20 protein-coding genes are annotated in these 25,932 nt (G+C 60.3%); 15 read left to right on the top strand and 5 right to left on the bottom strand.

Going from position 1 to position 25,932, the window contains the following annotated elements; genetic code table 11:
• Positions 1-8: 8 nt before the first annotated feature.
• Positions 9-353, bottom strand: coding sequence for a nuclear transport factor 2 family protein (locus tag KVH01_RS16420; RefSeq protein WP_217882102.1), 345 nt, complete (start codon positions 351-353; stop codon positions 9-11).
• Positions 354-413: 60 nt separating this feature from the next.
• Between KVH01_RS16420 and KVH01_RS16415 the strand changes: the two genes are divergently transcribed.
• The 4 genes from KVH01_RS16415 (at position 414) to KVH01_RS16400 (ending at position 5,458) form a co-directional block, all read left to right on the top strand.
• Positions 414-971 (top strand): helix-turn-helix domain-containing protein, encoded by a 558-nt coding sequence (locus tag KVH01_RS16415; RefSeq protein WP_217882101.1) that lies wholly within the window; start codon positions 414-416, stop codon positions 969-971.
• Positions 972-982: 11 nt separating this feature from the next.
• Positions 983-2,329 carry a glutamine synthetase family protein gene (locus tag KVH01_RS16410; protein ID WP_217882100.1) on the top strand — a complete coding sequence of 449 codons (1,347 nt, stop codon included), beginning with the start codon at positions 983-985 and terminating at the stop codon, positions 2,327-2,329.
• 21 nt (positions 2,330-2,350) lie between these two features.
• Entirely contained in the window at positions 2,351-3,451 is a 1,101-nt protein-coding gene (locus KVH01_RS16405) for a DNA alkylation repair protein (RefSeq protein WP_217882099.1), read from the top strand.
• Positions 3,452-3,598: 147 nt separating this feature from the next.
• Positions 3,599-5,458: a DUF3857 domain-containing transglutaminase family protein gene (locus KVH01_RS16400; protein ID WP_217882098.1), complete on the top strand. Its 1,860-nt coding sequence runs from the start codon at positions 3,599-3,601 to the stop codon at positions 5,456-5,458.
• Positions 5,459-5,925: 467 nt separating this feature from the next.
• Here KVH01_RS16400 and KVH01_RS16395 read toward each other — a convergent pair whose 3' ends face one another.
• Positions 5,926-6,819, bottom strand: coding sequence for a LysR family transcriptional regulator (locus KVH01_RS16395; protein WP_217882097.1), 894 nt, complete (start codon positions 6,817-6,819; stop codon positions 5,926-5,928).
• 128 nt (positions 6,820-6,947) lie between these two features.
• On the opposite strand from KVH01_RS16395, the gene KVH01_RS16390 reads away from it, so the two are divergent.
• From KVH01_RS16390 to KVH01_RS16365, 6 genes are all read left to right on the top strand, one after another.
• Positions 6,948-8,615: a GMC family oxidoreductase gene (locus tag KVH01_RS16390; RefSeq protein WP_217882096.1), complete on the top strand. Its 1,668-nt coding sequence runs from the start codon at positions 6,948-6,950 to the stop codon at positions 8,613-8,615.
• A gap of 114 nt (positions 8,616-8,729) precedes the next feature.
• Complete coding sequence (locus KVH01_RS16385) at positions 8,730-10,352, top strand: MFS transporter (RefSeq protein WP_043050206.1); 1,623 nt, start codon at positions 8,730-8,732, stop codon at positions 10,350-10,352.
• A gap of 226 nt (positions 10,353-10,578) precedes the next feature.
• Positions 10,579-12,528, top strand: coding sequence for a DNA topoisomerase III (locus tag KVH01_RS16380; protein WP_217882095.1), 1,950 nt, complete (start codon positions 10,579-10,581; stop codon positions 12,526-12,528).
• 129 nt (positions 12,529-12,657) lie between these two features.
• A complete protein-coding gene (locus KVH01_RS16375; RefSeq protein WP_043050205.1) occupies positions 12,658-13,098 on the top strand; it encodes a CBS domain-containing protein in 441 nt (146 codons plus the stop codon).
• Positions 13,099-13,106: 8 nt separating this feature from the next.
• Positions 13,107-13,949 carry an NAD-dependent protein deacetylase gene (locus tag KVH01_RS16370; protein ID WP_217882094.1) on the top strand — a complete coding sequence of 281 codons (843 nt, stop codon included), beginning with the start codon at positions 13,107-13,109 and terminating at the stop codon, positions 13,947-13,949.
• A gap of 572 nt (positions 13,950-14,521) precedes the next feature.
• Entirely contained in the window at positions 14,522-14,851 is a 330-nt protein-coding gene (locus tag KVH01_RS16365; RefSeq protein WP_046071979.1) for a hypothetical protein, read from the top strand.
• Positions 14,852-14,914: 63 nt separating this feature from the next.
• On the opposite strand, the gene KVH01_RS16360 is transcribed toward KVH01_RS16365, so the two are convergent.
• Positions 14,915-15,817 carry a LysR family transcriptional regulator gene (locus tag KVH01_RS16360; protein WP_217882093.1) on the bottom strand — a complete coding sequence of 301 codons (903 nt, stop codon included), beginning with the start codon at positions 15,815-15,817 and terminating at the stop codon, positions 14,915-14,917.
• 133 nt (positions 15,818-15,950) lie between these two features.
• Between KVH01_RS16360 and KVH01_RS16355 the strand changes: the two genes are divergently transcribed.
• Genes KVH01_RS16355 through KVH01_RS16345 form a run of 3 tightly spaced genes read left to right on the top strand, consistent with a single transcriptional unit; the run spans position 15,951 to position 18,531 of the window.
• Complete coding sequence (locus tag KVH01_RS16355) at positions 15,951-16,649, top strand: CoA transferase subunit A (RefSeq protein ID WP_010211319.1); 699 nt, start codon at positions 15,951-15,953, stop codon at positions 16,647-16,649.
• Positions 16,650-16,678: 29 nt separating this feature from the next.
• A complete protein-coding gene (locus KVH01_RS16350; protein WP_217882092.1) occupies positions 16,679-17,338 on the top strand; it encodes a CoA transferase subunit B in 660 nt (219 codons plus the stop codon).
• A gap of 11 nt (positions 17,339-17,349) precedes the next feature.
• A complete protein-coding gene (locus KVH01_RS16345; RefSeq protein WP_217882091.1) occupies positions 17,350-18,531 on the top strand; it encodes an acetyl-CoA C-acetyltransferase in 1,182 nt (393 codons plus the stop codon).
• Between the two features lie 314 nt (positions 18,532-18,845).
• On the opposite strand, the gene KVH01_RS16340 is transcribed toward KVH01_RS16345, so the two are convergent.
• Together KVH01_RS16340 and KVH01_RS16335 are read right to left on the bottom strand one after the other, a co-directional pair.
• Positions 18,846-19,268 (bottom strand): PaaI family thioesterase, encoded by a 423-nt coding sequence (locus tag KVH01_RS16340; RefSeq protein WP_217882090.1) that lies wholly within the window; start codon positions 19,266-19,268, stop codon positions 18,846-18,848.
• Between the two features lie 105 nt (positions 19,269-19,373).
• On the bottom strand, positions 19,374-20,459 hold the full coding sequence (locus KVH01_RS16335; RefSeq protein WP_217882089.1) for a DUF1615 domain-containing protein: 1,086 nt from the start codon (positions 20,457-20,459) through the stop codon (positions 19,374-19,376).
• Positions 20,460-20,732: 273 nt separating this feature from the next.
• On the opposite strand from KVH01_RS16335, the gene KVH01_RS16330 reads away from it, so the two are divergent.
• Positions 20,733-25,472: an RHS repeat-associated core domain-containing protein gene (locus tag KVH01_RS16330; protein WP_217882268.1), complete on the top strand. Its 4,740-nt coding sequence runs from the start codon at positions 20,733-20,735 to the stop codon at positions 25,470-25,472.
• Between the two features lies 1 nt (position 25,473).
• Positions 25,474-25,887, top strand: a complete 414-nt coding sequence (locus KVH01_RS16325) for a hypothetical protein (RefSeq protein ID WP_046071973.1) — start codon at positions 25,474-25,476, stop codon at positions 25,885-25,887.
• Positions 25,888-25,932: the final 45 nt, after the last annotated feature.

Genomic DNA, 25,932 nt, shown 5'->3' with positions numbered 1-25,932 from the left:
GCCAGCGACTAAGCGGGTGTGCCTTGGTGAAACACCATCCGCCACTGCCCGTGCTCTTCGCGCCACACCGAACTGCGCAATGAATCGCCCACGTCTTGCCGATGACCGCGATAGGTCACCAGCGCAACGCCGTCACTCAGTTTTTTCACCGCAAACCCGGACATGCGCCGCGGTAAAAACACCTCATCTTGCAGCCCGGCAATCACCTGGGCCTTACTGCCCCATACATTGCCACTGGCACCAAACTCCACGAAATCATCTGCCAGCAGTTGCGCCAGCCGGTTGGCGTTAGAGCGGGTCGCGCCCCCCTGAAGCTCCTGTTCGAGCGCGAAGAAATGCGCCTCAAGTTCCATCCCATTGCCTCCATGAAATTAATCCTGTAATTTTTCATGAAATTATCCGATACAAATTTCATGACTCCACAAGAAGAACTCGCCGCCCTCGCAGCGCTGATCCACGATCTGCGCAAGCACAAGAAGCTCACCCTGGCCCAACTCGCGCGAAAAATCGAGCGGTCGGTGGGTTTCCTGTCCCAGGTCGAACGCGGCTTGTCGCGCCCAACCGTGGCCGACCTGACCGCCATCAGCCACGCCCTCGATGTGCCCACCACCTATTTCTACAGCCTGCCTAAACCCAAGGCCGTGGACTGGGTCACCCGCCCTAACGAGCGGCGCACGGTGTATTACGCCAACGGCATCACCGACATCCTGGTGTCGCCGAGCATGAACGGCGCGTTTTCCATGCTCGATAGCCTGCTGGCCCCCGGCGCCAACAGCGGCGAACAAAGCATGAGCGACCGCGCCGAACAGGCCGGCTTTGTGCTGGAGGGCGAGTTGACCCTGTGGGTGAACGATGCGGCCGACCCGGTCACCCTCGGCCCCGGCGACAGCTTCCACCTGGCCAGTTTCGCCCACTGTCGCTACGCCAACCTGACCGACCTGCCCGCCCGCATCCTGTGGGTCTACAACTAGGAGCTGCACCCGTGAAAAGCCATTCCTCCACGTTGCTGGCCGAAGTACGGAGCTTTCGCCAGAACCACCCCGACGTGCGCTATGTCGACCTCATTGCCCTGGACATCCCCGGGCATTTCTACGGCAAGCGCTACCCGGTGGAGATGCTTGAGAAAGTCGCCGCCGGCAGCCCATTGAAGTTGCCGCAGAACGCCGTGTTGCTGGGGGCCCAGGGTGGGTTGTTCAAGATTGGCGACTACTGCTTCAACGACGGCGACCCGGACGCCAATCGGCGACTGGTGCCCGGCACGCTCAAGCCGGTGAGCTGGGAAGCGCAGCCGCTGGGGCAAATGCTCATCACCTCGGACGGCACCGAGGCACCGATTGAATTCGAACCCCGCGAAGTTCTGGCCAAGGTATTGGAACGCTTGCAGCACAAGGGCATTCACCCGGTGGTGGCGTTTGAACTGGAGTTCTACCTGTTCGATAAAAAGCTCGACAACGGCCTGCCGCAATTTGCCCGTGACCCGCTGAGCGATGACGCCGATGACCAGCCCAACCTGCATATCGAACGGCTCTCGCGTTTCAGCGAAGTGCTGGACGACATGGCGCAGACCGCCAAGGCCCAGGGCATCGACATCACGGTGATCACCGCGGAAATCGGCCCTGGCCAGTTCGAAATCAATTTCGGCCACTGCGACGATGGCCTGCGCGCCGCCGACTGGGCCGCCCTGTTCTGCCGCAGCACCCGTGGCGTAGCCCTCAAGCACGGTTATCGCGCCAGCTTCATGGCCAAACCCTACATGCAATTTCCCGGCAGCGGCATGCATGTGCATGTCAGCCTCTACGACGCTGCGGGTAATAACCTGCTTGCGGCCCATCAGCAGCAGGCGTTGCGCCATGCGGTGGCCGGTTGCCTGGAGTTGCTGCCCCACTGCATGCCAATCTTCTCGCCCAACCACAACGCCTTCCGCCGCCTGGGTGGCACCGTCAACGCCGCGACACGTGCCAGCTGGGGCTTTGAAGACCGTGACGCCTGCGTGCGCATCCCCGAGTCCGACCCGCGCAACCTGCGCATCGAACACCGCCTGGCCAGCGCCGATGCCAACCCGTACCTGGTACTGGCGGCGATCCTGGCGGGGCTCGAGCACGGGCTCGAAGCCAAGCGTGAACCCATCGCACCGCTGAACGAGGACCGCAGCAGCGGCGCCGACTTCCCGGTGGAAATGCTCGACGCCGTACGCGCCATGCAACAGCAACCGATAGTGCGCGATAAGCTGGGTGCGGAATTTGTCGATGTATATTGCGAAAACAAACGCCAGGATCACCTGGCTTTTCAGCAGGAAATTAATGCGCGGGAATACCGCTGGTTTCTTTGACTCAACCCCATGGAAGCACCGATGACCGACCAAAGCGCCCCGGCCCTCAAGGAACTCTTCAACGTCGAACGCCTGCAACACATCGCCACCGAGATGAGCGCGGTGTACCCGGCATTCGATGCCAGGGGCTTTCTCACGCACGCCACAGCCGGGCTGGCCGAGCTGTCGGTGATGCAACGCATGGCGCGGGTCAGCGAGAGCCTGCACGCGGTCATCCCGCTGGATTACGCGCAAACCCTCAAGCACCTTTACGCCTTGGCGCCGCGCATCAACAGCGGCTTTGTCAGTCTGTTTTTGCCGCATTACGTGGCGAGCTATGGCCTGGGTGATTTCAAGCGCTCCATGGCCGCGTTGAAATTTTTCACCACCTTTGGCTCGGCCGAGTTCGCCATTCGTCATTTCTTGCTGCACGACTTCGAGCCTACCTTGGCGGTGATGCAACAATGGTCGCTGGATGCCAACGAACACGTACGCCGCCTGGCCAGCGAAGGCTCACGCCCTCGCCTGCCCTGGTCATTTCGCCTGGCCAACGTGCAAGCCAGTCCCGAGCTGTGCGCGTCGATCCTGGATAACCTCAAGGCCGACAGCAGCCTCTATGTACGCAAGTCGGTGGCCAACCATCTCAACGACATCACCAAGGACCACCCGGAGTGGGTGCTCAGCCTGATCGAAGGCTGGCACCTGGATAACCCGCACAGCGCCTGGATCGCCCGCCATGCGTTACGCAGCCTGATCAAGCAAGGCAACACCCGCGCACTGACGATCATGGGCGCCGGGGCCAAGGCCGAGGTGACCATTGACCAGTTGAGCGTCACCCCGGCGGCGATTCGCCTGGGCGAGCGCATCAACCTGTCGTTCAACCTGACATCCACCGCTCCCCAAGCGCAAAAACTGGTGGTGGACTACGCCATCGATTACATAAAGAGCGCCGGCCATAGCGCGTCCAAAGTATTCAAGCTCAAAGCCTTTACCCTGGGCGCAGGCGCACGGCAGCGTATCAACCGCGAGCAGCACATCCGCGAATTGACCACGCGCAAGCACTATCCCGGCACGCACCGGGTGCATGTGCTGATCAACGGCGAGCGCCTCGCCAGCGCGGAATTTGAACTGTTAAAACCTTGACCTGAATCAAACAAAAGGCTCTAGCACGGGCCTTTCAGCCGGATAAATTGTCGAACAATCCTGGCTTTCGTCTTTGAGACCCATTATCATCCGGCGCCTTCTCGCTACCCGCAGGGTAGTTGTTTCAATGTGTCACCCGAGGCGCCCATGTACCGTTTTTCGTTTCACCGCCCTTTGATTGCGATCAGCCTGGGGCTGGTCAGCCATTCTGTTTGTGCTGCACTGCAGCCCATGGCCGAAGCTCCGCTGGCCAGCGACACCGAGCTGCACTGCCACTTCAACCGCGACGCCAGCACCGACTGCACCACCACCGAGCATTACACCATCCTCAAGCCCAGCGGCCGCGAAATGCTTTCGCGTATCGACTTCGATTACTCCGAAGGTGACACCTTTAAAGTGATCAGCGCGCAGTCCACCCAGCCCGGCGCCAAGCCGGTGGCCCTGGCCGACACGCAAATCGACACCCGCACCGCCCCCAACCCGGACCAGGGCTTCAGCCGTGACAAGCAAACCTCGCTGGCCTTCCCCAACCTGCGGGTGGGCACGCAGATCCGCTACACCATACGCCAGCACTACCCGGCCAAGCCGCTGGTGACCCAGTTCCACTATGTGCTCAAGTTCGGCCCCGGCGCGGCTCGCCGCGATCGCTTCAAGGCGCGCTTCACCGCCGAACGGCCGATCCAGTGGCGCAGTGAAATGTTCGACGGTTTCAAGGTCACTCCTTCGAGCAACGGCAAGACCCTGGATGTGGTGCTTAAAGCTCCGATCTACGTCAACTACATCAATGAATCTTCCGCCGCCGCACTGCTGCGAATCCCACGCCTGGAAGTGGGCAGCGCCGTGGAACGCCAAGCCTACTTCGGTGGTTTTGCACAGCGCTACAACCAGATCCTCGGGGCCAGCCTGCCGGCGCAAGCCGCCGCCGCCGTGTCCGCCGCACGCAGCCTGGCGCCGGCCGAACAAGTGGCTGCGCTGATGCAGCACATCAATGATCACTACCGCTACCTGGGTGACTGGCGCGCCACCGAGCGTGGCTACGTGCCATTTAGCCTGGCGGAAATCGAGCAGCACGGTTACGGCGACTGCAAAGACCTGGCAATCCTGCTGACCGCCATGCTCAAGGCCAGTGGTATCAAGGCCGAAACCGCGTGGGTGAGCCGTGGCGATGTGGCAGCCGCCTTGCTGATCCCAGGCCCCCAGGCGCCAAACCACGCCATCGTGCGTGCCGACGTGGACGGCCAGGTGTGGTGGCTCGACCCGACCAACCCGGTCTTCGCCCCCGGCCAGACCATGCCGGATATCCAGGACCGCTGGGTACTGGTCAACGATGCCCAGGGCCAGGTGCGCGAAGAACACATCCCACTGGAGCGCCCCGAGGTCGCGGTGCGCCTGGACAAACATGTGCAGTTCGGTAAGGAGGGCGATGGCGCCGTCAAGGCCACCGTCACCTTCAGCCGCCTGTGGCTGATGCAATTGAGCGTCGCCGACCGCCAGCAAGGCACCACCGCCACCGACCAGAACATCTGCGCCAACTTCGGCAATGACATCAGCGACTGCCAGATCACCCGCGAACCCACCGGGTTTGTGGTGCATGACGGTTACAGCGTCAACGCCCGCATGAACGACCAGCGCGCCCTGGATAAACTGGGCAATGACTACGTCTACACCGACCCGTCGTTGAAAGACCGCTGGGAGGGCTACATCAACTATCGCCGTCACGGACAACAGGCCGACCTCTACCTGGGCAACCCTGAAACCTATGACTACACCTATACCCTGGCAGGCGGGAAGATGGAAAAAGCCGTCCCCGGCTGCAAAGTCCGCTCGCCATGGTACGACCTCGACCTGGATGGGAAGCTGGAGGAAGGTTCGCTGCGCTATCACTATCGCCTGAGCCAGAAAAAGCGCTGGCTGACCCATGAGGAAGTGGCCAGTGATGGGTTCGGCAAGATGATTGAAGAGGCTCGGGCCTGTGCCGAGCAGGTGCATCAAGTAGTGAAGCTCTAAAGTCAAACTCAGATCAAATGTGGGAGGGGGCTTGCCCCCGATGGCCATAGGTATCTACACAACTGCTTGCTCTTGCGCTGTTGCTGTTGCTCTGGCTTTTGATCTTGATCTCAGGCGCCCCGTCAAACACGCTGGCCGAACGCAGGCTTGAATCCGTGGGTAACCCGGCAGGACGCCGGGTTAGCCGCCCCGCGCCATGGATGGCGCGTGGCGGCGGCCCACGGATTCAAGCCTGCGTTCGGGCACACCGAGCCTAAGCGAGGTGCCGAGTGTTGGGGCGAAGGCCTTTTGGTTACTTTTGTGCCTTTACAAAAGTGACACGCCGTAAGGGCGTAACCCTAAGTGGCCGTTACCGCAGCAACGGATATGTACTCGGTCTGATCCAACATCCAGGTTGGCTGTCAGACCGCCATCGGGAGCAAGTCGAATCGTCGCACCGCCCCTCCCACATTTTGTTCCCCGTTCCGTTAGCCGGATTCGCCGAGCAGCAATCCCTGCTCCCGGGCACACAACTCCACCACATAATCCCACAACACCCGCAACCGCACCGACTTGTGCAGCTCCCGGCGCGAGCTGATCCAGTAACTGCGCTGGATGCTCTCCCCCGGCAGCAACGGCACCAAGTCCGCGTCGCCAACCGCCATGAAGCACGGCAGCACGGCGATGCCCAACCCCGAACGCGCCGCCTGGTGCTGGGCAATCACGCTGGTGCTGTGGAACACCACCTTGGGGTTACGGCAGAAGCTGCTGAGGAATTTCAGCTCCTGGCTGAACAACAGGTCGTCCACGTAATCAATCCAGGCATGGGCGGCGAGGTCTTCGCGCTTTTCGATCGGCGGGTTGCGCGCAAGGTAAGCGCGGCTGGCATATAGCGCGAGGCGGTAGTCAGTGAGTTTGCGCGTCACCAGTTGATCGACGCTGGGGCGTTCCAGATGGATGCTGATCTCGGCTTCGCGGTTGAGGATGCTGACAAAGCGCGGCACCGCGACCAGCTCCACTTCCAAGCCCGGGTAGCGTTCGAACAATCCCTCCATACGACCGGCCAGGAACATCACGCCCAAGCCTTCGGCCACACCCAGGCGGATCTTGCCCAGGGGCGCAGCGGAGTGGGTGAGTTCGTCCTCGGCCAGCAACGCTACGTTTTCCATGGCTTCGGCATGCTTGAGCAGCGCTTCGCCCGAGGGCGTCAGCTCATAGCCCTGGGCATGCTGCACGAACAGCGCAGTGCCGAGGCTTTTCTCGATAGCCTCGATATGCCGGGCCACGGTGGCATGCGTGGTCTTCAAGCGTTGCGCGGCGGTGAGCAGGCGGCCACTGCGCTGCAACTCAAGAAAAAACCGCAGGTCATTCCAGTCGAACATGTCGCCTCCCTTACCTGAACCGGCCGCCGCTGTTTAAAAACGCACAGCAGCTGGGTAAAAACTAACATTTTTAAGACGAAAACTAACAACTAGGATGGGGGCAATAAGAAAAACAAGCGAGACCCCAGATGCCCATTGCAACTGCTGAATACGATTACATCGTGGTCGGCGCCGGCCCCGCCGGTTGCCTGCTGGCCAATCGTCTGTCCGCCAACCCCGCCCACCGCGTCCTGCTGCTGGAAGCCGGTGGCCGCGACAATTACCCCTGGATCCACATTCCCGTCGGTTACCTGTTCTGCATTGGTAACCCGCGTACCGACTGGTGCTTCAAGACCGAAGCCCAGGCCGGCCTGCAAGGGCGCGCCTTGAGTTACCCAAGGGGCAAGGTGCTGGGCGGCTGCTCGTCGATCAACGGCATGATCTACATGCGCGGCCAGGCCCAGGACTACGACTGCTGGGCGGCAGAAGGCAATCCGGGTTGGGCCTGGAAAGACGTACTGCCGTTGTTCAAGCACAGCGAAAACCACTTTGCCGGCGGTTCTGAGTTCCACAGCGATGGCGGCGAGTGGCGGGTCGAACAACAACGCCTGTCGTGGCCGATCCTCGATGCGTTTCGTGAAGCGGCAGCCCAAAGCGGCATCGCCAATATCAATGACTTCAACCAGGGTGATAACGAAGGTTGCGGCTACTTCCAGGTCAATCAAAAGGCCGGTGTGCGCTGGAATGCGGCCAAGGCGTTTCTCAAGCCGGTCCGCCAGCGGCCCAACCTGACCGTGCTGACTGACGTGGAGGTTGACCGGGTGCTGCTGGAAAACGGCCGCGCGTCGCAGGTGCTGGGCCGTCAACACGGCCAGCAGCTAAGCTGGAAAGCACGCAAGGAAATCGTACTGTGCGCCGGCGCCGTCGGCTCGCCGGGCATTCTGCAACGTTCAGGGATCGGCCCCGCCAGGGTGCTTAAACCGCTGGGCATTGAGGTGTTGCATGAACTGCCTGGGGTTGGCGGCAACCTGCAGGATCACCTGCAGCTGCGGCTGATCTACAAGCTCGAAAACGCCCGCACCCTCAACCAGATTGCCGGCACGCTGTGGGGCAAAATGGGCATGGGCCTGCGCTACTTGTATGACCGCAGCGGCCCGTTGTCGATGGCGCCGAGCCAACTTGGCGCGTTTGCTCGCTCCGGTCCGGAGCAGACCTCGGCCAACCTTGAATACCATGTGCAGCCGCTATCCCTGGAGCGCTTTGGCGAGCCGTTGCACGGCTTCCCGGCGTTTACCGCATCGGTCTGCGACTTGCGCCCGCAAAGCCGCGGCCGCGTGGATATTCGCTCGGCCAATCCGGCGGATGCGCCGCTGATACAACCCAATTACCTCAGCCATCCCGAGGACCTGCGCGTAGCCGCCGATGCTATCCGCTTGACCCGACGCATCGTCGCCGCGCCGGCCCTCAGCCAGTTCAAACCAGTGGAATACCTGCCCGGCGATGCGCTGCAAACCGAAGAACAACTGCACGAAGCCGCCGCACGTATCGGTACTACCATCTTCCATCCGGTTGGCACCTGCCGCATGGGCAATGACCAGGACGCCGTGGTCGATAGCCAACTGCGCGTGCATGGCATTCCCGGCCTGCGCGTTGCCGATGCCTCGATCATGCCGCGCATCACCTCCGGCAATACCTGCTCACCCACGCTGATGATCGCGGAGAAGGCCGCGCAGCTGATCCTTTCACCGACTACTGTAGGAGCGAGCTTGCTCGCGAAAAACCCATCTGCACCGCGCACTACAGGGCACCCCGCGTAACACTTGACGATTTTCGCGAGCAAGCTCGCTCCTACATGGAAATTGAGAAATAGCGGCGCTGAGGCTGGCGCCGACAGTGGAACAACAATAAATAATCACTGTGAGGGACACCCGATGTCAGAACATGCTCAACCCCTGGGCTCGGCGGCCAGTGCAAGCACCGCCAACGAATCAAGAAAGGTCATCTTCGCCTCGTCCCTGGGGACTGTGTTCGAGTGGTATGACTTTTTCCTCTATGGCGCCCTGGCGGCGGTGATCAGCAAGCAGTTCTTTGCAGGCGTCAACGACACCACGGCGTTTATCTTCGCCTTGATGGCCTTTGCCGCCGGTTTTGTGGTGCGGCCGTTCGGTGCGTTGGTGTTCGGCCGCCTGGGCGACATGATCGGGCGCAAGTACACCTTCCTCGTCACCATCATCCTGATGGGCGTGGCGACCTTCTGCGTCGGGCTGTTGCCCACCTACGCCAGCATCGGTATCGCCGCGCCGATCATCCTGATCGTGCTGCGCATGCTGCAGGGCCTGGCTCTGGGCGGCGAATACGGTGGCGCGGCCACCTACGTGGCCGAGCACGCGCCGCCGGGCAAGCGCGGGCTGCATACCAGCTGGATCCAATCCACCGCCACCCTCGGCCTGTTGCTGTCGTTGCTGGTAGTGCTGGCCTGTCGTTACTTCACGGGCGATCAGTTTGAAGTGTGGGGCTGGCGCATTCCGTTCCTGTTTTCCATCGTGCTGCTGGGCATCTCGACCTGGATCCGCATGAGCCTTCACGAGTCGCCGGCCTTCTTGAAAATGAAAGAAGAAGGCAAGGCCAGCAAGGCGCCGATCCGCGAGTCATTCGGTAAATGGGAAAACCTCAAGGTGGTGCTGATCGCGCTGTTCAGCATTAACGGCGGGCAGGCCGTGACCTTTTACGCCGCACAGTTCTACGTGCTGTTCTTTCTCACCCAGTTCCTGAAGATGGACCCGGCCCTGGCCAATATGCTGTTGATCATCAGCGTGGTGATTGGCGCGCCATTCTTTATCCTGTTTGGCTGGCTGTCAGACAAAGTCGGACGCAAACCGGTGCTGATGCTTGGCCTGCTGCTGGCGACCGCGCTGTACTTCCCGATCTTCAAGGGCCTGGCGCACTACACCAACCCGGCGATGGACCAGGCCAGCCGTCAAGCCCCGATTACCGTATTGGCCGACCCGGCCACCTGCACCTTCCAGTTCGACCCGGTGGGCAAGGCGCGTTTTGACAGCCCGTGCGACAAGGTCAAGACCTTCCTGGTCAAACAGGGCCTGCCCTATAGCAGCGCCGCCGCTCCAGCGGGCAGCCCGGTGCAGGTGAGCGTGGGCGATGTGCGTATCGACGGCTTTGATGAGGCCGCCCTGCGCGGCGCCGTGGCCCTGGCCGGCTACCCGACGTCGGCGGACGTGGCCCAGGTCAACAAGGTCATGGTGGTGGTGCTGATCGTGGTGCTTATCCTGATCGCAGCCATGTGTTACGGGCCATTGGCGGCGTTGATGGTGGAGCTGTTTCCAACACGCATCCGCTACACCTCGATGTCCCTGCCCTACCATATCGGCAACGGCTGGTTTGGCGGGTTCCTGCCGACGGTGTCGTTTGCCCTGGTGGTGTACACCGGCGATATCTTCTATGGCCTGTGGTACCCGGTGGTGGTGACAGGGGTGAGCCTGGTCGTTGGGTTGTTCTGCCTTAAAGAAACCCGGCATGTGGATATCGACAATAACTGAGTTCGTTTGAACACTGGAGATGCAAATGTGGGAGCGAGCTTGCTCCCGATAGCAGTGGTTCAGTCAATATCTTCATGGCTGACACACCGCAATCGGGAGCAAGCCCCCTCCCACATTCGGTTGTTGTTGCTCACACATATTGCTGTACATCCATACAGATAATGGTTGCTCAAATCCCTCTGACTGAGCATCCTGCAAGGCATCAATCCAATCTGATGGGATGACCATGCGGCTGTACCTCTGTGAAAAACCCTCCCAGGCCAAGGATATCGCGGCCGTGCTCGGCGCCAGTCGCCGCGGCGACGGTTGCTGGCTGGGCAATGGGGTCACCGTCACCTGGTGTATCGGCCACCTGCTGGAAACCGCCCCGCCGGACGCCTACGACGCCAAGTACAAGCGCTGGGTGCTGGCCGACCTGCCGATCGTGCCGGAAAAATGGAAGATGCTGGTCAAGCCCAAGACCGCCAGCCAATACAAGGCCGTCAAGCGTTTGCTGGGGGAAGCCCAGGAGCTGGTGATCGCCACCGATGCCGATCGTGAGGGCGAGATGATCGCCCGGGAACTGGTGGAGCATTGTCGCTATCGCGGGCCAATCCAGCGCTTGTGGCTGTCGGCACTGGACGACGCCTCCATTCGCAAGGCTTTGGCTGCGCTCAAGCCCGGAACCGAAACCTTCAGCCTGTATCACTCGGCCCTGGGCCGCTCCCGCGCCGACTGGCTGATCGGCATGAACATGAGCCGCCTGTTTACCCTGCTGGGGCGCCAATCCGGTTATCAGGGCGTATTGCCGGTAGGCCGGGTGCAAACCCCGACCCTGCGCCTGGTGGTGGACCGCGACCGCAGCATCGCCGATTTCGTACCGGTGGCGTATTGGGCTATCGATGTCGACCTGCGCCACGAGCGCATGACCTTCACCGCCCAGTGGCGCGCCCATGACGATGTCTGCGACGACCAGGGCCGTTGCCTCAACCCGCAACTGGCGCGGGACGCCGCCGACGCCATGCTTAACGCCGCCACTGCGCGATTGGAGAAGCTTCGTACTGAACGCATGCGCGAAGTGGCGCCCCTGCCCTTCGACCTTGGCACCCTGCAGGAAATCTGCTCGAAGAAGCTCGGCCTGGGTGCCCAGGAAACCCTGGATATCGCCCAATCCCTCTACGAAACCCATAAGGTCATCACCTACCCGCGCAGCGATTGCGGCTACCTGCCGTTGAGCCAGCACAGTGAAGCAGCGAAGATTCTCGCGGCCCTGGGCCGTGCGGATGCGGCAGTCAATGAGCTGATGCCGCACATCGATCCCCAGCGCCGCTCGCGGGCCTGGAACGACGCCAAGGTCAGCGCCCACCACGGCATCATCCCCACCGGGGCGGGTAAGGATGTGAGCCAACTGACCGGCAAGCACCGTGCGGTCTATACCCTGATACGTGCGCGCTACCTGGCGCAGTTCCTGCCCAACCATGAATATGACCGCACCCAGGCAGACTTCGACTGTGCGGGCCAGGCATTGCGCGCGGTAGGCAAAGTCATTGTCGAGCCAGGCTGGAAACGCGCATTGCCCGAAGCCCTGGCCCCCGCCAAAGGCCGAGAAACACCCGCGCCACAGGCCTTGCCGACGCTGGTGCAGGGCCAGGACTGCGGCGTGGCCAAGGTCAATCTCAAGGACCTGTGGACCCAACCACCCAAGCCCTTTACCGAAGGTGACCTGATCAAGGCGATGAAAAACGTCGCCAAGCTGGTGGAAGACCCACTGCTCAAGCAAAAGCTCAAGGACACCACCGGCATCGGTACCGAAGCCACCCGCGCCGGGATCATCCAGGGCCTGCTCGACCGTGGCTACCTGGTGAAGAACGGCAAGGCCCTGTCAGCCACCCCGGCGGCGTTCAGCCTGATCGACGCAGTGCCCCGCGCCATCGCCGACCCTGGTACCACCGCCATCTGGGAGCAGGCGCTGGACATGGTGCAAAGCGGCGAAATGAGCCTTGAGGAATTCGTCGCCAAGCAAGCGGCGTGGATGAGCAAGCAGGTAGCGCGCTGCAACGGCATGCGCATGACCATCACCGGCCCCGCCAGCCCCGCAGGCCGAGGCGCCACACCCTGGAAGAAGAAACGCAAGAGCGCCCCACGCAAGACGGCAGCCAGCCCCAAGCGGGCGAAAAAACCGACAACGGTGGGGTAAAACCGGAAAAAATCCGGCAAATGACGTTTTTCGACGGGTTTAACGCCGCTTTGGGTCTTGCCCTGCCGTGGGCCGTCTAGGATTCTGTAGGGGATCTGGACTACCTACAACAACACCGGAGTGGCCGCCATGAAGACCGTCGCACAATTGCTGAAAGCCAAGGACCAAAAAAACCAGGACGTCCACACGATCAAATGGGATCACACCGTCTTTGAAGCCTTGGTCCGGATGGCGGAAAAAAACGTTGGTGCCTTGCCGGTGGTCAAGGAAGGCGTGGTGGTGGGGATCATCAGTGAACGGGACTACGCACGCAAACTCATACTCAAGGGCCTGTCGTCGGTGACTACCCGGGTCACCGATGTCATGAGTTCGCCGGTAATCACCGTCGACACCCATAAAAGTGTCGAGGAATGCATGAACATCATGACCGACAGTCACCTGCGTCACCTGCCGGTGGTCGAAGACGGCAAACTGCTTGGCCTGCTGTCCATCGGCGACCTGGTCAAGGAAGCCATTGCCGAACAAGCCGCCTTGATCCAGCAGTTGGAGCAGTACATCCGCGGCGAATAGGGGAACCCATGCTCGACACCCTGGAACATCAGGAAGACCACCTCGATACCCTGCACCGGGCCATGGCCGGACGACGCTTTGTGGTGCTGACCGGTGCAGGGATCAGCACCTCGTCGGGCATCCCTGATTACCGCGACAGTGAAGGTGTGCGCCGGGGCAAGGCCCCGATGATGTACCAGGAATTCCTCGCCACCCCAGAGGCACGACGCCGTTACTGGGCACGGGCGATGCTGGGTTGGCCGAAGGTGCGCATTGCCCAGCCGAACAAGGCCCACCGGGCGCTGGCGACGCTGCAACAGCGCGAGCAGATCAGTGGGCTGATCACCCAAAACGTCGACACCCTGCATGACCAGGCCGGCAGCCACGATGTGATTGAGCTGCATGGCAGCCTGCATCGGGTGCTGTGCCTGGATTGCCAACTGCGCAGCGCACGCGATGGGATCCAGCGGCAGATGGAGGTCGATAACCCGCACATGGCGCAGGTGCATGCCGTGCAAGCGCCGGATGGCGACAGCTTGCTCGACACCGCGTTCGAACAGCGCTTCCAGATGCCCCGCTGCCCCCATTGCAATGGCGAACGTCTCAAACCTGACGTGGTGTTCTTTGGCGAGAATGTCGCACCGGCGACGGCGCTCAAGGCGATGACCGCGATAGACCACGCTGAGGGCCTGCTGGTGGTGGGCTCGTCGCTGATGGCCTATTCGGCGTTCCGCTTGTGCAAGGCGATGGTCGAACAGGGCAAGCCGGTGATTGCGATCAACCTGGGCAAGACCCGAGGGGACGAACTGCTGCAGGTTAAAATCCAGGCCTCCTGCGAGCAGCTACTGCCGTTGCTTGTCGAACGAATGTAGGAGCGAGCTTGCTCGCGAAAAACCTGAGCGCACCGCGTGGGTGTCAGGTGTTCCGAGTCATCGTTGACGATTTTCGCGAGCAAGCTCGCTCCTACAGGGAGTTAAACGCTCGACCAGCAACTCCAAAAATGACGCCCAAGTCACGTTTTCCCGCATTCTCCCGCCCCTACAACGATTTATGTAGTGAGTAAAAATAATCACTACATAATCGTTGACGTAAGCTTTTTGTCCTTGCATGATCTAGACGTCTCCCGGATCGGGAGCGTTGGTAACCCGCGTTTTGAACAGGCTCGTCTGACCGCCGAGCTGTTTTTCCGGATGTGCACTGCCCACAAGGCAGATTGATGAAGCTGACCAGCCCCGAAAGGGACCGGTACAAGGAGCCTGACCGCTGCTTGTCTTCGTTATGAAAGCATTGCGTAGCAGTTCATCAGCAAGACTACATGCATCAGGTTCAAGACCCTGCCCGTATTCGGCAGACCGTCGCTGACGCCCGGTTTTCGGAACCGGAGACAACTAAAGCGTTTTAACGAATCAACTGATAGATCGCCAACTGGTCAAGGGGCTTACACATGAATCTGAACAACCAACCAACTATCGATGAATTGGCTGAGATGTTCGCAGCGCAGAAAGACACACTCGACGACCATATCCTGTGGATTGGCAAATCGGGCGAAGTGCAAATTGACTGCCTGGCTCCCAACACCAAAGAGGCCGAGTTCGACCGCAATAACCGTGAGCTGGCGGCGCGCCTGAAGATGTACCGCCGAGGCCAGGGTTATGTCGGCAAGAAAGCCGCGGCCGACCGCAATTTTATCGAGCAGGTGTTCGATACACTTAACAATGCCTGGGCATCTTTCAAGGATAACTCGCAGGTTAAAGTGATCGACCGCTACTACTAATAAGCATCACTCGATCAAGCATGGGAGTTGGCTTGCCAGCTCCCATGCTTTTTTGTGACCTGTTCAAAAAGTTGGAAACCTGCCCTTTCCCGCTTCATCGCAAAAGATATCAAACAATACTTGGGCCGCCGCCGATAGTTCATGCCCGGGCTTGGTCAAAACGCCAATCGGCCGCTCGATCACCGGGCCGCTCAAGGTAATGCAATGCGCCCCCGCTTCCTCCATTTGCCGTGCACATAACGCCGGCACGGCGCTGACCCCCAAGCCACTGGCAACCATCTTGCCCACCGTCGCCAGTTGATGACTTTCCAGCGCCACGGGCAACTTCATCTGCAAGGCACCTAGGTTTTCCTCCAGCATCACCCGCACTGTAGATGGCCGCTGCAAGGTAATGAACGGATGCTCCAACAGGGTTTTCCAGTCGACTTCAGCGCATTGCGCCAAGGGTGAATCTCCCGGCACCACGGCAATAAAGCGGTCCAGATATAGCGGCGTGAAGGCCAACGATGAACCTTCGGACGGCTCGAATGCCACGCCCAGCTCGACTTGGCGATCGCGCACCATCTCCAGCACTTGTTCATTGATCAGGTCATGCACCGTCACATTCACCTGGGGGTAACGGGCGCGGAATATCTTCAGGATCGGCGGCAACAGGTTGCCGGCGAACGATGGCATCGCCGCTACCGTTACCCGCCCTCGTTGCAGCGTGAATCGCTGGCGCAGTTCGTCCTCGGCATTGTCCCAATCGGCAATCAAGCGACGCGCCAGCGGCAACAGCGATTCACCTTCAGGGGTCAGCGCGACATTGCGCGTATTACGGCTGAACAAGCGGCCACCCAAGCCCTCTTCCAAGCCCTTGATCGTCAGGCTCAGCGCCGATTGAGAAAGGTGCAGGCGCTCGCAGGCCGCGGCAAAGCTCAGGCTCTGGGCCACGGCGAGAAAGGCACGCATCTGTTTAACGGTCATGGAGCTGCTCCGGACGAAGGATCGACTATGCTGTTTTCTAAATCAATCAACCTTAAAAAACAACTTAACAAATCAATCCATCAGCGCAACACTCGGTTCACTGGCTGGACCACAAACAATAAAAGAGGTGCATATGGCAGGTTTCGATAAACGCGTGGCGTCCTATGAAGAAGCGCTGGCAGGCCTGGAAGACGGCATGACCGTGCTCTCCGGCGGTTTTGGCCTGTGTGGCATTCCGGAAAACCTCATCGCCGAAATCAAGCGCAAAGGCACCCGTGATCTGACAGTGGTTTCCAACAACTGCGGCGTCGACGGCTTCGGCCTGGGTGTGCTGCTGGAAGAAAAACAGATCAGCAAAGTGATCGCCTCCTATGTGGGCGAAAACGCCCTGTTCGAGAAGCAACTGCTTAGCGGCGAGATTGAGGTAGTCCTCACCCCCCAAGGCACCCTGGCCGAAAAAATGCGCGCAGGCGGTGCCGGCATCCCGGCCTTCTTCACCGCCACCGGCGTCGGCACCCCAGTCGCTGAAGGCAAGGAAACCCGCGAATTCAATGGCCGCCCCTATTTGATGGAAGAGTCCATCACCGGTGATTTCGCCATCGTCAAAGGCTGGAAGGCCGACCACTTCGGCAACGTCATCTACCGCCACACCGCCCAGAACTTCAACCCGCTGGCCGCCACCGCCGGCAAGATCACCGTGGTCGAAGTCGAGGAAATCGTCGAACCGGGCGAGCTGGACCCGGCGCAGATCCACACCCCTGGCATCTACGTCGACCGGATCATCTGCGGCACCTTCGAAAAGCGCATCGAACAGCGCACCGTCCGCAAATAATCCGTCCAGAACAATAAGAGGAAATCACCATGGCGCTTACCCGCGAACAAATGGCTCAACGCGTCGCCCGCGAAATGCAGGACGGCTACTACGTAAACCTGGGCATCGGCATTCCGACCCTGGTGGCCAACTACATCCCCGACGGCATGGAAGTGATGCTGCAATCGGAAAACGGCCTGCTCGGCATGGGCCCGTTTCCTACCGAAGACACCATCGATGCCGACATGATCAACGCCGGCAAGCAAACCGTCACGGCGCGCATCGGCGCTTCGATCTTCTCTTCCGCCGAGTCCTTCGCGATGATTCGCGGCGGGCATGTCGACCTCACCGTGCTCGGCGCATTTGAAGTGGACGTACAAGGCAACATCGCCTCGTGGATGATCCCCGGCAAGCTGGTCAAGGGCATGGGCGGCGCCATGGACCTGGTGGCCGGCGCGGAAAATATCATCGTGATCATGACCCACGCATCCAAAGACGGTGAGTCCAAATTGCTCAGCCAATGCAGCCTGCCGCTGACCGGCGCGAACTGCATCAAGCGTGTACTGACGGACCTTGCGTACCTGGAAATCGAAAATGGCGCTTTTGTCCTCAAGGAACGCGCACCTGGCGTCAGCGTTGAAGAGATTATGAGCAAGACCGCCGGTAAACTGATCGTCCCGGACCACGTTCCAGAAATGCACTTCCAGTGAGGACAGATTCCATGCAAGACGTCGTGATTGTTGCTGCCACCCGCACCGCCGTGGGCAGCTTCCAAGGTTCGCTGGCGAACGTCCCGGCCCCGGAACTGGGCGCCGCGGTGATCCGCCGCCTGCTGGAACAGACCGGCCTGGACCCGGCCGAAGTCGATGAAGTGATCCTCGGCCAGGTACTCACCGCAGGCTCAGGCCAGAACCCGGCGCGCCAGGCTTCGATCCTCGCCGGCCTGCCCCATGCCGTGCCGAGCCTGACCCTGAACAAGGTCTGCGGCTCGGGCCTCAAGGCCCTGCACCTGGGCGCCCAGGCCATTCGTTGCGGCGACGCCGAGGTGATCATTGCCGGCGGCATGGAAAACATGAGCCTGGCCCCGTACGTGCTGCCCGCCGCGCGCACCGGCTTGCGCATGGGCCACGCGAAGATGATCGACAGCATGATCACCGACGGCCTGTGGGATGCGTTCAACGATTACCACATGGGCATCACCGCCGAGAACCTGGTGGACAAGTACGGCATCAGCCGTGAGGCCCAGGACGCCTTCGCTGCCGCCTCTCAGCAAAAAGCCACCGCCGCCATCGAAGCCGGGCGCTTCGCCGATGAGATCACACCGATCCTGATTCCCCAGCGCAAAGGCGACCCGGTGGCGTTCGCAGTGGACGAACAACCCCGCGCCGGCACCACCGCCGAGTCCCTGGCCAAGCTCAAGCCTGCATTCAAGAAAGACGGCAGCGTCACCGCCGGCAACGCCTCCAGCTTGAACGATGGCGCCGCCGCAGTGCTGCTGATGAGCGCCGACAAAGCCCGGGCCCTTGGCCTGCCGGTACTGGCGCGGATCGCCAGCTACGCCAATGCGGGCGTTGACCCGGCCATCATGGGCATCGGCCCGGTGTCGGCCACCCGCCGCTGCCTGGACAAGGCCGGCTGGCAGTTGGCTGACCTGGACCTGATCGAAGCCAACGAAGCTTTCGCTGCGCAATCCCTGGCAGTGGGCAAAGAGCTGGAATGGGACGCCGACAAGGTCAACGTCAACGGCGGTGCCATCGCCATCGGCCACCCGATTGGTGCCTCAGGTTGCCGCGTGCTGGTGACCCTGCTGCATGAAATGATCAAGCGAGATGCCAAGAAAGGTCTTGCAACCCTGTGCATCGGTGGCGGGCAAGGCGTGGCCCTGGCCCTCGAACGCAGCTGATTCAAAGAGCAACATGGAAGGGCCCGGTTCCACGAAAAGCCGGGCCTTTTCTTTGACCCATTCTTGCAGAAAAACCCGATCCAAATGTGGGAGGGGGCTTGCTCCCGATGAGGGCGTGTCAGTTGATAAATTTGTAACTGACACACCCTCATCGGGAGCAAGCCCCCTCCCACAGTTTGATTGCATTTCAACCTTTGGCTTTCAGTGGCCCGAGGCTGCTGGCCTCGCCCCGTTGCAGGTGGAGCTGGCACTACCTGGCGCCTGACTCAAGCACACCATCGATCAAATTGTGGGAGCATGCCCCCACATTGATCTCATTGCCTTCCGGCTTGTGGCACCGCAAACACCGCACTCGCCCGCAGTACGATGCGCTCCTGGACTTGCAAACTCAGCGTGGCAAACGCCATCTGCCGCCCACGCTTGTGGCTGTCCAAGCGCACCACCATCCACTCCCCTACCTGCACAGCGCCCAGGTAGTCCACGGTCATGCTGGCGGTAATCAACGGTAACGGCGGCTCACTGGAAAACGCCATGGCGTAACCCATGCCGATATCCGCCAGGGTTGCCAGCACCCCACCGTGCACCGTACCGCGCCCATTGGCGTGACGATTATCGGCGCGCAGGCCGATTTCCAGCTGCAAGCCTTCGCCCCGGCAATACGCCGGGCCGAGCAGGTCCAGCAGTGGGCTGCTGCGAGGTAATGGAACAAAACCTTGAGGAACGGTGTGGGTGGTCATGGCGGCTCTTCCCTGGAACGAGCCCCAAGATGTACGCCAAGCGTTACGCAGCCGCCATTACCATCAACCGCGCAAATTCCCCGCCATGCGTGGCGGGTTGCTGCGTCAGCGTTTCATGCAGCGCTGATAGCGCTCATCCACGCGCTTGGCGAACCATGCTGTGGTCAGGTTACGGGTGATCTTCGGGCTCTTGAGCACAATGCCCGGCAGGATCGCCCGTGGCAGCGGCTTACCGGTGGCCTGATCGGCCAGGGCAAAGACGCGCTTGTAAAGGGTGGTATCTTCGAAATCCAACTGTTCGCCCTGCTCCAGCTGGCTGCGGATGCTCGGGTTGCGCATGTCCAGTTTTGCCCCCAGTGAGCGCACCGCCAGCTCGGTGGTGCCGGGCAGCAAGGAGCCATAGCGGATCAGATCCCCGTCCAGTGCCAGCTCTTTGCCGGTGACGCGGCTGACGGCCGCCTGGAACGCCGCGTTGCGGCTGGCGTACCAACCGGCATTGAAATCGGCAAAGCGGTACAGCGGCTGATCGTAGCTCACCGGGTAGCCGAGCAGATGGGCGATACCGAAGTACATGCCGCCACGACGGGTGAAGACTTCGCGGCGAATCGTGCCGTCCACCGTGTAGGGATAACCCCGTGCCTGTTTTTGTGCGAAGTCGATACTGACCTGCATCGGGCCTGCGGTGTGCACCGGGTTGAAGCCGCCAAACAGCGTGTTGCCCAGGGGCACCATGCTGATGAAGTCATCGAAGATCGCGCTCAGGTCCTTCTCGGTGCGAGCGGCATTCAAGCGGTCGGCGTAGGTCTTGCCGGTGGGCGAACGCAATTGCAATGCGCTGCGTACCACGAATGCGGGCACATGCACCTTGCCGGCACGGCGCAGGATTTCATCCTGGGCGATCTTGCCCATGCCGGGCACTGGTGGGTCGACCTGAAAGGTGGACTCCTGCTCGGTTACCGCCAGTACGGCGCAGATGTTTTCAGTGCTGGGGTAGATCTTTTGGGTGTCGAAGGCGGTGTAGATGTCCTGGGCCCAACCGTTGCGGTCCGCCACCTTGGCCGGCAGCAGACGCACGATCTGCGCCTTCACCTCGGCTTCACTGCGCTCGGGTTGCTGGGGACCGCGTGAGGTGGAACAACCGGCGAGCACCAGCAAAGGCATGAGGCAGAGAAGCAGACGGCTTGAATACATGGGGCTTCCTTGATGAACGACGGGCCGGACAGTGCAGATATCGACAGATAAGTCTAACCGGGGTTCGTCGGTATGCAGAACCCGGTGCCTGGCCGTAGCTGAAACATCCCACATAACTGCCGGATAAGCTCTACTCCCCTGCCCCGGGAACCGCTGCAAAGTCCCTCGCCTGATTGAACAGTGCGAGGGATTGCAGATGGCTTTTTTCGTTAGAGCCCCGATTGCCGGGGCTGTTGCTTGAGCCCGGCCATCGGCAGGCTGGCCCTGACCCCGATGGATGTGCAGACGCCCGATGCTGAAGGGGTTCTGCAAGACTTTCGCGATTGCCTGAATACGTTTGACGCTTGGGCCGAGAGTTTCTGGAGCTTCTCGGCGCTGGATGTGGAGCAGGTGTTCAAGGTCGGGGATGAGGTGGCGCTCGTTGCACCGATCAACCGGTCCCTGTTTCCCAGCAGCACCGTCGCCACATGCCCGGCCAGCGGTACGTTGACCCTGGTGCATATGTTCCAGAGCACCCGGTTCATCCCTATCGGCAACACGCCGGTGATGTTGCAACGCATTGACCCAGACGGCGGCGCACTGGGCGACCCCATCCACAAGACCATCGGCCCGAGCGGCATTCTCGAGATCACCGAGTGTGATCGCAACCAGCAATATCGGGTCAGTTTTTACCCCAACGTTTCCCCCGATCACGTCAAGGCGCTGTATGCGTCTTATCAGTCAGTGATCGACGGGCTGGAAGTGGGCTTGCGTGAAGCGTGGGACAGCAGGTTCCAGGCGCAATGGAAAGGCTACACCAACGCGACACCGCTTGACCGGCGTCGGTTGCTGGAAACCGCATTTCTCAGCGGTATGGGCAAGGCCCTTTACAGCCTGTGGGACAACGTCACCCAGCTGTACGACTTGCTGGCCGACCTCAAGCCCAACAGCCAGAAGCTGCTGCAATACCTCTCTCAAGCGCAACTGGATGAGCTGCTGACGCTGGGTAAGGACACTATTGCCCAGGGCCTGCTGGTGCTCAGTGACGAGCCACTGTTGTTTATCTATGTGGCGGCGATGGTCAGTTGGATGCGCATGTTGCCGCCGCCGGACATGAGTGAGCTGTGGGGCGAAATCACCGGTGAGGTGCTGATCGGGTTGCTGCTGATTCGCGTCCTGGGGGCGATGGGCGTGGCGGCACGGTTGGGGGCTCAGGTGCTCAGCCCTATCAGGTCCGGGCGGGCGCGGGTGTTGTTGGAGATGCTCGCCAAGCAGCTTGTGGGGCCGGGGTTGGGGCCGCATGTGGAGGCGGCCAAGCCTGTGTTGCTGAGCAGTGCGGCGACGCCGGTCAAGGTGGTGCCGGCTGTACCGTTGAAGGCTAGGGATCAACTGGTTTCGAACCCGGTGCCGGCGGTGCGCAGCAAGGCACGGCAGACGGTGCTGGTGCGGCAGGAGCATGTCGATGATGCGCCGGCCATGGCTTCGAATCCGAAGGGGGATGCGACGGCGCCAGCGGACAAGACCGTTACCAATGGCTGCCCGGTGTCGATGGTCACTGGGGAGGAATTGCTGACCCTCACCGATGGTGCCCTGGACGGGGTTTTACCGTTTGAGTGGACGCGCTTGTATCGCACCAGTGCGGTGGAAGTGGAGTGTGGGTTGGGGTTTGGCTGGAGTCATGCGCTGGCGCACAGGCTGGTTGTTTCTGACGATTCGGTGGTGTGGACGGACCATGAGAATCGCCGTACGCAGTTTCCGTTGCCCACCGATTCTCGACCCGCGATCACCAATAGCCTGGCCGAAGCGGCGATCTACCTGGGCTCGGCGCCTGATGAACTGGTGCTGGCCCAGGCGTCGCGGTTTTATCACTTTCGCGACGGGGTGCTGGTTTCGATCAGTGATGCATATGACAACCGCCTGCGCATTGTGCGTGATCGCTCCGGGCGGATTGAGCGGTTGGATAACGGTTGTGGCCGTTCGCTTTTGTTGCGCTATGAGCTGGACCGTATCGTCGCGGTGGACTACCAGGTTCATCGTGCCAAAGGTCGTGAACCCTACGTCTGGGAGACCGAGCAGAACGTCGTTTCCTACGCCTATGACGAAGATGGACGACTGGTTTGCGCGACCAATGCCGTCGGGGAAAGCGAGCGTTATCGCTACGACGAGCAGCACGTCATTCTTGAGCGGCAGTTGGCCGGTGGGGCGAGTTTCTTTTGGGCGTGGGAAGGCTCCGGCAAGGCGGCACGCTGTGTCCGGCATTGGGCGAGTTTTTCGCAGATGGACACGCGCTATACCTGGGGGGATGACGGCCGTGTCACCGTGCACAACGCCGATGGTAGCCAGGAAGTGTATGTCCACGATCAGCGTGCACGCCTGGTGCAGCGCATCGATCCGGACGGTGCCCAGCACTTCAAATCCTACGATGACAAGGGCCGACTGACCGTCGAGCAAGACCCGCTGGGTGCGGTGACAGCCTATCAGTACGACGAAGCCGGACGCTTGGTGGCGTTGTTTCCGGGGGATGACGAGCCGACGTCCTACGAGCATGACAACGGTTTCGTACGGGTTGTCAGGCGTGGCGAGGCGGTCTGGAAATATGAGCGTAATAGCCAGGGCGATGTTACGCGTAGGACCGATCCCGATGGACAGGTCACGGACTACAGCTACAACAAACGTGGGCAACTGACGGGGGTTTGGTACCCCGATCACAGTTGTCATCGGCTGGTGTGGAACGAGCGTGGGCAGTTGCTCGAAGAACAACTGCCCAATGGCGGGATCAAGCGTTATCGCTATGACGATCTAGGGCGGCAGATTGTCCGTGAGGATGAACACGGCGCACTAACCCAGTATCAGTGGGACAGCGTCGGTCGCTTGATTCGTCTCGTCTTGCCAGGCGGCGCCACTCGCGAATTCAGCTACAACCCCTATGGAAAAATCATCGCCGAGCGCGATGAACTCGGCCACGTCACCCGCTACGAATACGAAGACGGCCTACACCTGATCAGCCGCCGCCTCAACGCCGACGGCACCCAGGTCCAATACCGCTACGACAACGCCCGGCTGTTGCTCACCGAGATCGAAAACGAAGTCGGCGAAACCTACCAGCTCGCCTACCACCCCAACGGCCTGCTCCAACAGGAAACCGGCTTCGACGGCCAACGCACCGCCTACGCCTACGACCTCAACGGCAACCTGCAGGAAAAGACCGAATACGGCGACGACGGCAGTCAGCTCATTACCCGCTACGAGCGCGACCACGCCGGGCGTCTTGTAAGAAAAACCCTGCCCGATAACAGCGTGGTCGATTACACCTACGACCGCCAAGGCAACCTCCTCAGCGTCGAAGACGGCCACTGGGCCCTGGCCTACGAGTACGACCGCCAAAACCGCCTCACCGCCGAGCACCAAGGCTGGGGCACCTTGCGCTATGGCTACGACGCCTGCGGCCAGCTGAAAAATCTGCGCCTGCCGGACAATAACCGCCTCACCTTCAACCACGACAAAGGCGGCCACCTCGCCACCGTCGAACTCAACGGCGAAGTGCTCACCTCGCACCTGTTCAAAAACGGTCGCGAACACCAGCGCCAACAAGGCCAACTGCTCAGCCACTACCACTACGACGACCAGAATCGCCTGCACGCCCACGCCGTCACACAGCAGGAAAACTACCTTTACCAGCGCCAATACGACTACGACAAAAGCGGCAACCTCACCCGCCTGCTCGACACCCGCAAAGGCGAACACCGCTACCACTACGACCCCCTCGCCCGCCTGACCCGCGCCGACCATTCCCAAGACGTGCAGGAACGCTTCGCCCACAACCCGGCCGGCAACCTGCTCATGCAAGACCGCCCCGGCCCGGACATCGTCGCCGCCAACCGCCTGGTGATCCAGGGTGACCGCCACTACGACTACGACGCCTTCGGCAACCTGATCCGCGAACGACGCCGCAAAGGCCATCTGCTCGTCACTGAGTACCGCTACGACTGCCAGCATCGGCTGATCAGCGTGACGAAGCCCAACGGCGAAACCGCCAGTTATCGCTATGACCCGTTTGGGCGGCGCATCAGCAAGACCGTGGAGGGCAAGACCACCGAGTTTTTCTGGCAAGGCGACAAGCTGATTGCCGAGCACCATGCAGAGTGTCACCGCAGCTACATCTACGAACCGAACAGCTTCCGCCCACTGGCACTGCTGGAAGGCTTCGGCCCACAAGCCACAACGCCCTACCACTACCAACTCGACCACCTCGGCACCCCACAAGAACTCACCGACACCGCAGGCGAAATCGTCTGGTCCGCCCACTACCGCGCCTACGGCCAGATCGCCCGACTCGACGTAGGCAAGATCGACAATCCACTGCGTTTTCAGGGGCAGTACTTCGATCAGGAAAGCGGACTGCACTACAACCGCCATCGCTACTACAATCCGGATATTGGTCGCTACCTCACACCAGACCCAGTGAAGTTGACGGGTGGGGTCAATGGGTACCGGTATGTGCCTAACCCTACGGGGTGGGTAGATCCGCTGGGACTGAACAGATGCCCAGGTACGGTAGGATGCGAGCCATCCTTAGGGGTTGAAGATCCTTCAACTCCAGCATCAAGTAAGAAATCAGAACCCAACCTTCCGATTTATCATAATGACGAAGAGTATCTTTTTCGCGGAGACAAAACCCCTCCAAACGAGGTATTCAAAAATGGCTTTAAAAGCAAAGGTGATAGCGAAGATTTGTATCTACACGCAATTGACAGTAGTGACCCTCCCAGCAACTTTATAAGCACATCGCCATCACGAGCAGTCGGGATCACTTTTGCTACCAGCTACGGAGATAAAAAAGGCTATTTGTACACGCTTAAGAGTATTGAGGGGCATGATATAAATACAGAACTGGGCAAGCAGGCGCCATACCCTAAAGAACTAGAATTCGCTATCCATAACAAAATCGACACAGAGGATATATTAGGCGCCACCCCAGTAAAATCTGATGGAACTTACGTTGGATATTCCATACCAAACCCCAACAGGAAATAAAATGAAAACTAAAAATATAAAGGTAATAATCAAAAACGAGCACAAGGAGGTCACCGTCAAATATGACCCAAGGAAGCTCATCATGAAATTTTCAGAGGCTGACAACTTTAAAAAAGTTTATGAAGGGCATGACTTATATATTTGCTTCGCAAAAATCAGAGCAGACTTCCCGCATATAACCTTTTTATGCAAAGGGGCAAAAATAAACGTTAAACCTTCAAGAATGGCTTCTCAGATGAGCGCGGGGCTCGTCGCATACGAAATGACTTTAGGTCAGCAAGCTACCAACGACGACATAGTCCATTTGTTTGACTACGAAGAGGAGAACCTAACAAACGATCCACAGGAACAAATTGATTTCTTCAGGAAATGGTTGGTGTCACTAGGTGCACAAGATTACGAAAAATTCAACTAAGTTATGAGTGCCCCTCCCCCTGTGATAAGCCAGCTCACCACAGGG

This window comes from Pseudomonas khavaziana (assembly GCF_019145205.1).
GTDB classification, from domain to species: domain Bacteria; phylum Pseudomonadota; class Gammaproteobacteria; order Pseudomonadales; family Pseudomonadaceae; genus Aquipseudomonas; species Aquipseudomonas khavaziana.
The sequence above is the reverse complement of the archived record's forward strand: the minus strand, read 5'-3'. Positions and strand labels throughout refer to the sequence as shown.

Bases quoted from the DNA above. Each gene is read 5' to 3' on its own strand.
- KVH01_RS16420 (WP_217882102.1), bottom strand. From the start codon at position 353: ATGGAACTTGAGGCGCATTTCTTCGCGCTCGAACAGGAGCTTCAGGGG.
- KVH01_RS16415 (WP_217882101.1), top strand. From the start codon at position 414: ATGACTCCACAAGAAGAACTCGCCGCCCTCGCAGCGCTGATCCACGAT.
- KVH01_RS16405 (WP_217882099.1), top strand. From the start codon at position 2,351: ATGACCGACCAAAGCGCCCCGGCCCTCAAGGAACTCTTCAACGTCGAA.
- KVH01_RS16400 (WP_217882098.1), top strand. From the start codon at position 3,599: ATGTACCGTTTTTCGTTTCACCGCCCTTTGATTGCGATCAGCCTGGGG.
- KVH01_RS16395 (WP_217882097.1), bottom strand. From the start codon at position 6,819: ATGTTCGACTGGAATGACCTGCGGTTTTTTCTTGAGTTGCAGCGCAGT.
- KVH01_RS16390 (WP_217882096.1), top strand. From the start codon at position 6,948: ATGCCCATTGCAACTGCTGAATACGATTACATCGTGGTCGGCGCCGGC.
- KVH01_RS16385 (WP_043050206.1), top strand. From the start codon at position 8,730: ATGTCAGAACATGCTCAACCCCTGGGCTCGGCGGCCAGTGCAAGCACC.
- KVH01_RS16380 (WP_217882095.1), top strand. From the start codon at position 10,579: ATGCGGCTGTACCTCTGTGAAAAACCCTCCCAGGCCAAGGATATCGCG.
- KVH01_RS16375 (WP_043050205.1), top strand. From the start codon at position 12,658: ATGAAGACCGTCGCACAATTGCTGAAAGCCAAGGACCAAAAAAACCAG.
- KVH01_RS16370 (WP_217882094.1), top strand. From the start codon at position 13,107: ATGCTCGACACCCTGGAACATCAGGAAGACCACCTCGATACCCTGCAC.
- KVH01_RS16365 (WP_046071979.1), top strand. From the start codon at position 14,522: ATGAATCTGAACAACCAACCAACTATCGATGAATTGGCTGAGATGTTC.
- KVH01_RS16360 (WP_217882093.1), bottom strand. From the start codon at position 15,817: ATGACCGTTAAACAGATGCGTGCCTTTCTCGCCGTGGCCCAGAGCCTG.
- KVH01_RS16355 (WP_010211319.1), top strand. From the start codon at position 15,951: ATGGCAGGTTTCGATAAACGCGTGGCGTCCTATGAAGAAGCGCTGGCA.
- KVH01_RS16350 (WP_217882092.1), top strand. From the start codon at position 16,679: ATGGCGCTTACCCGCGAACAAATGGCTCAACGCGTCGCCCGCGAAATG.
- KVH01_RS16345 (WP_217882091.1), top strand. From the start codon at position 17,350: ATGCAAGACGTCGTGATTGTTGCTGCCACCCGCACCGCCGTGGGCAGC.
- KVH01_RS16340 (WP_217882090.1), bottom strand. From the start codon at position 19,268: ATGACCACCCACACCGTTCCTCAAGGTTTTGTTCCATTACCTCGCAGC.
- KVH01_RS16335 (WP_217882089.1), bottom strand. From the start codon at position 20,459: ATGTATTCAAGCCGTCTGCTTCTCTGCCTCATGCCTTTGCTGGTGCTC.
- KVH01_RS16330 (WP_217882268.1), top strand. From the start codon at position 20,733: ATGGATGTGCAGACGCCCGATGCTGAAGGGGTTCTGCAAGACTTTCGC.
- KVH01_RS16325 (WP_046071973.1), top strand. From the start codon at position 25,474: ATGAAAACTAAAAATATAAAGGTAATAATCAAAAACGAGCACAAGGAG.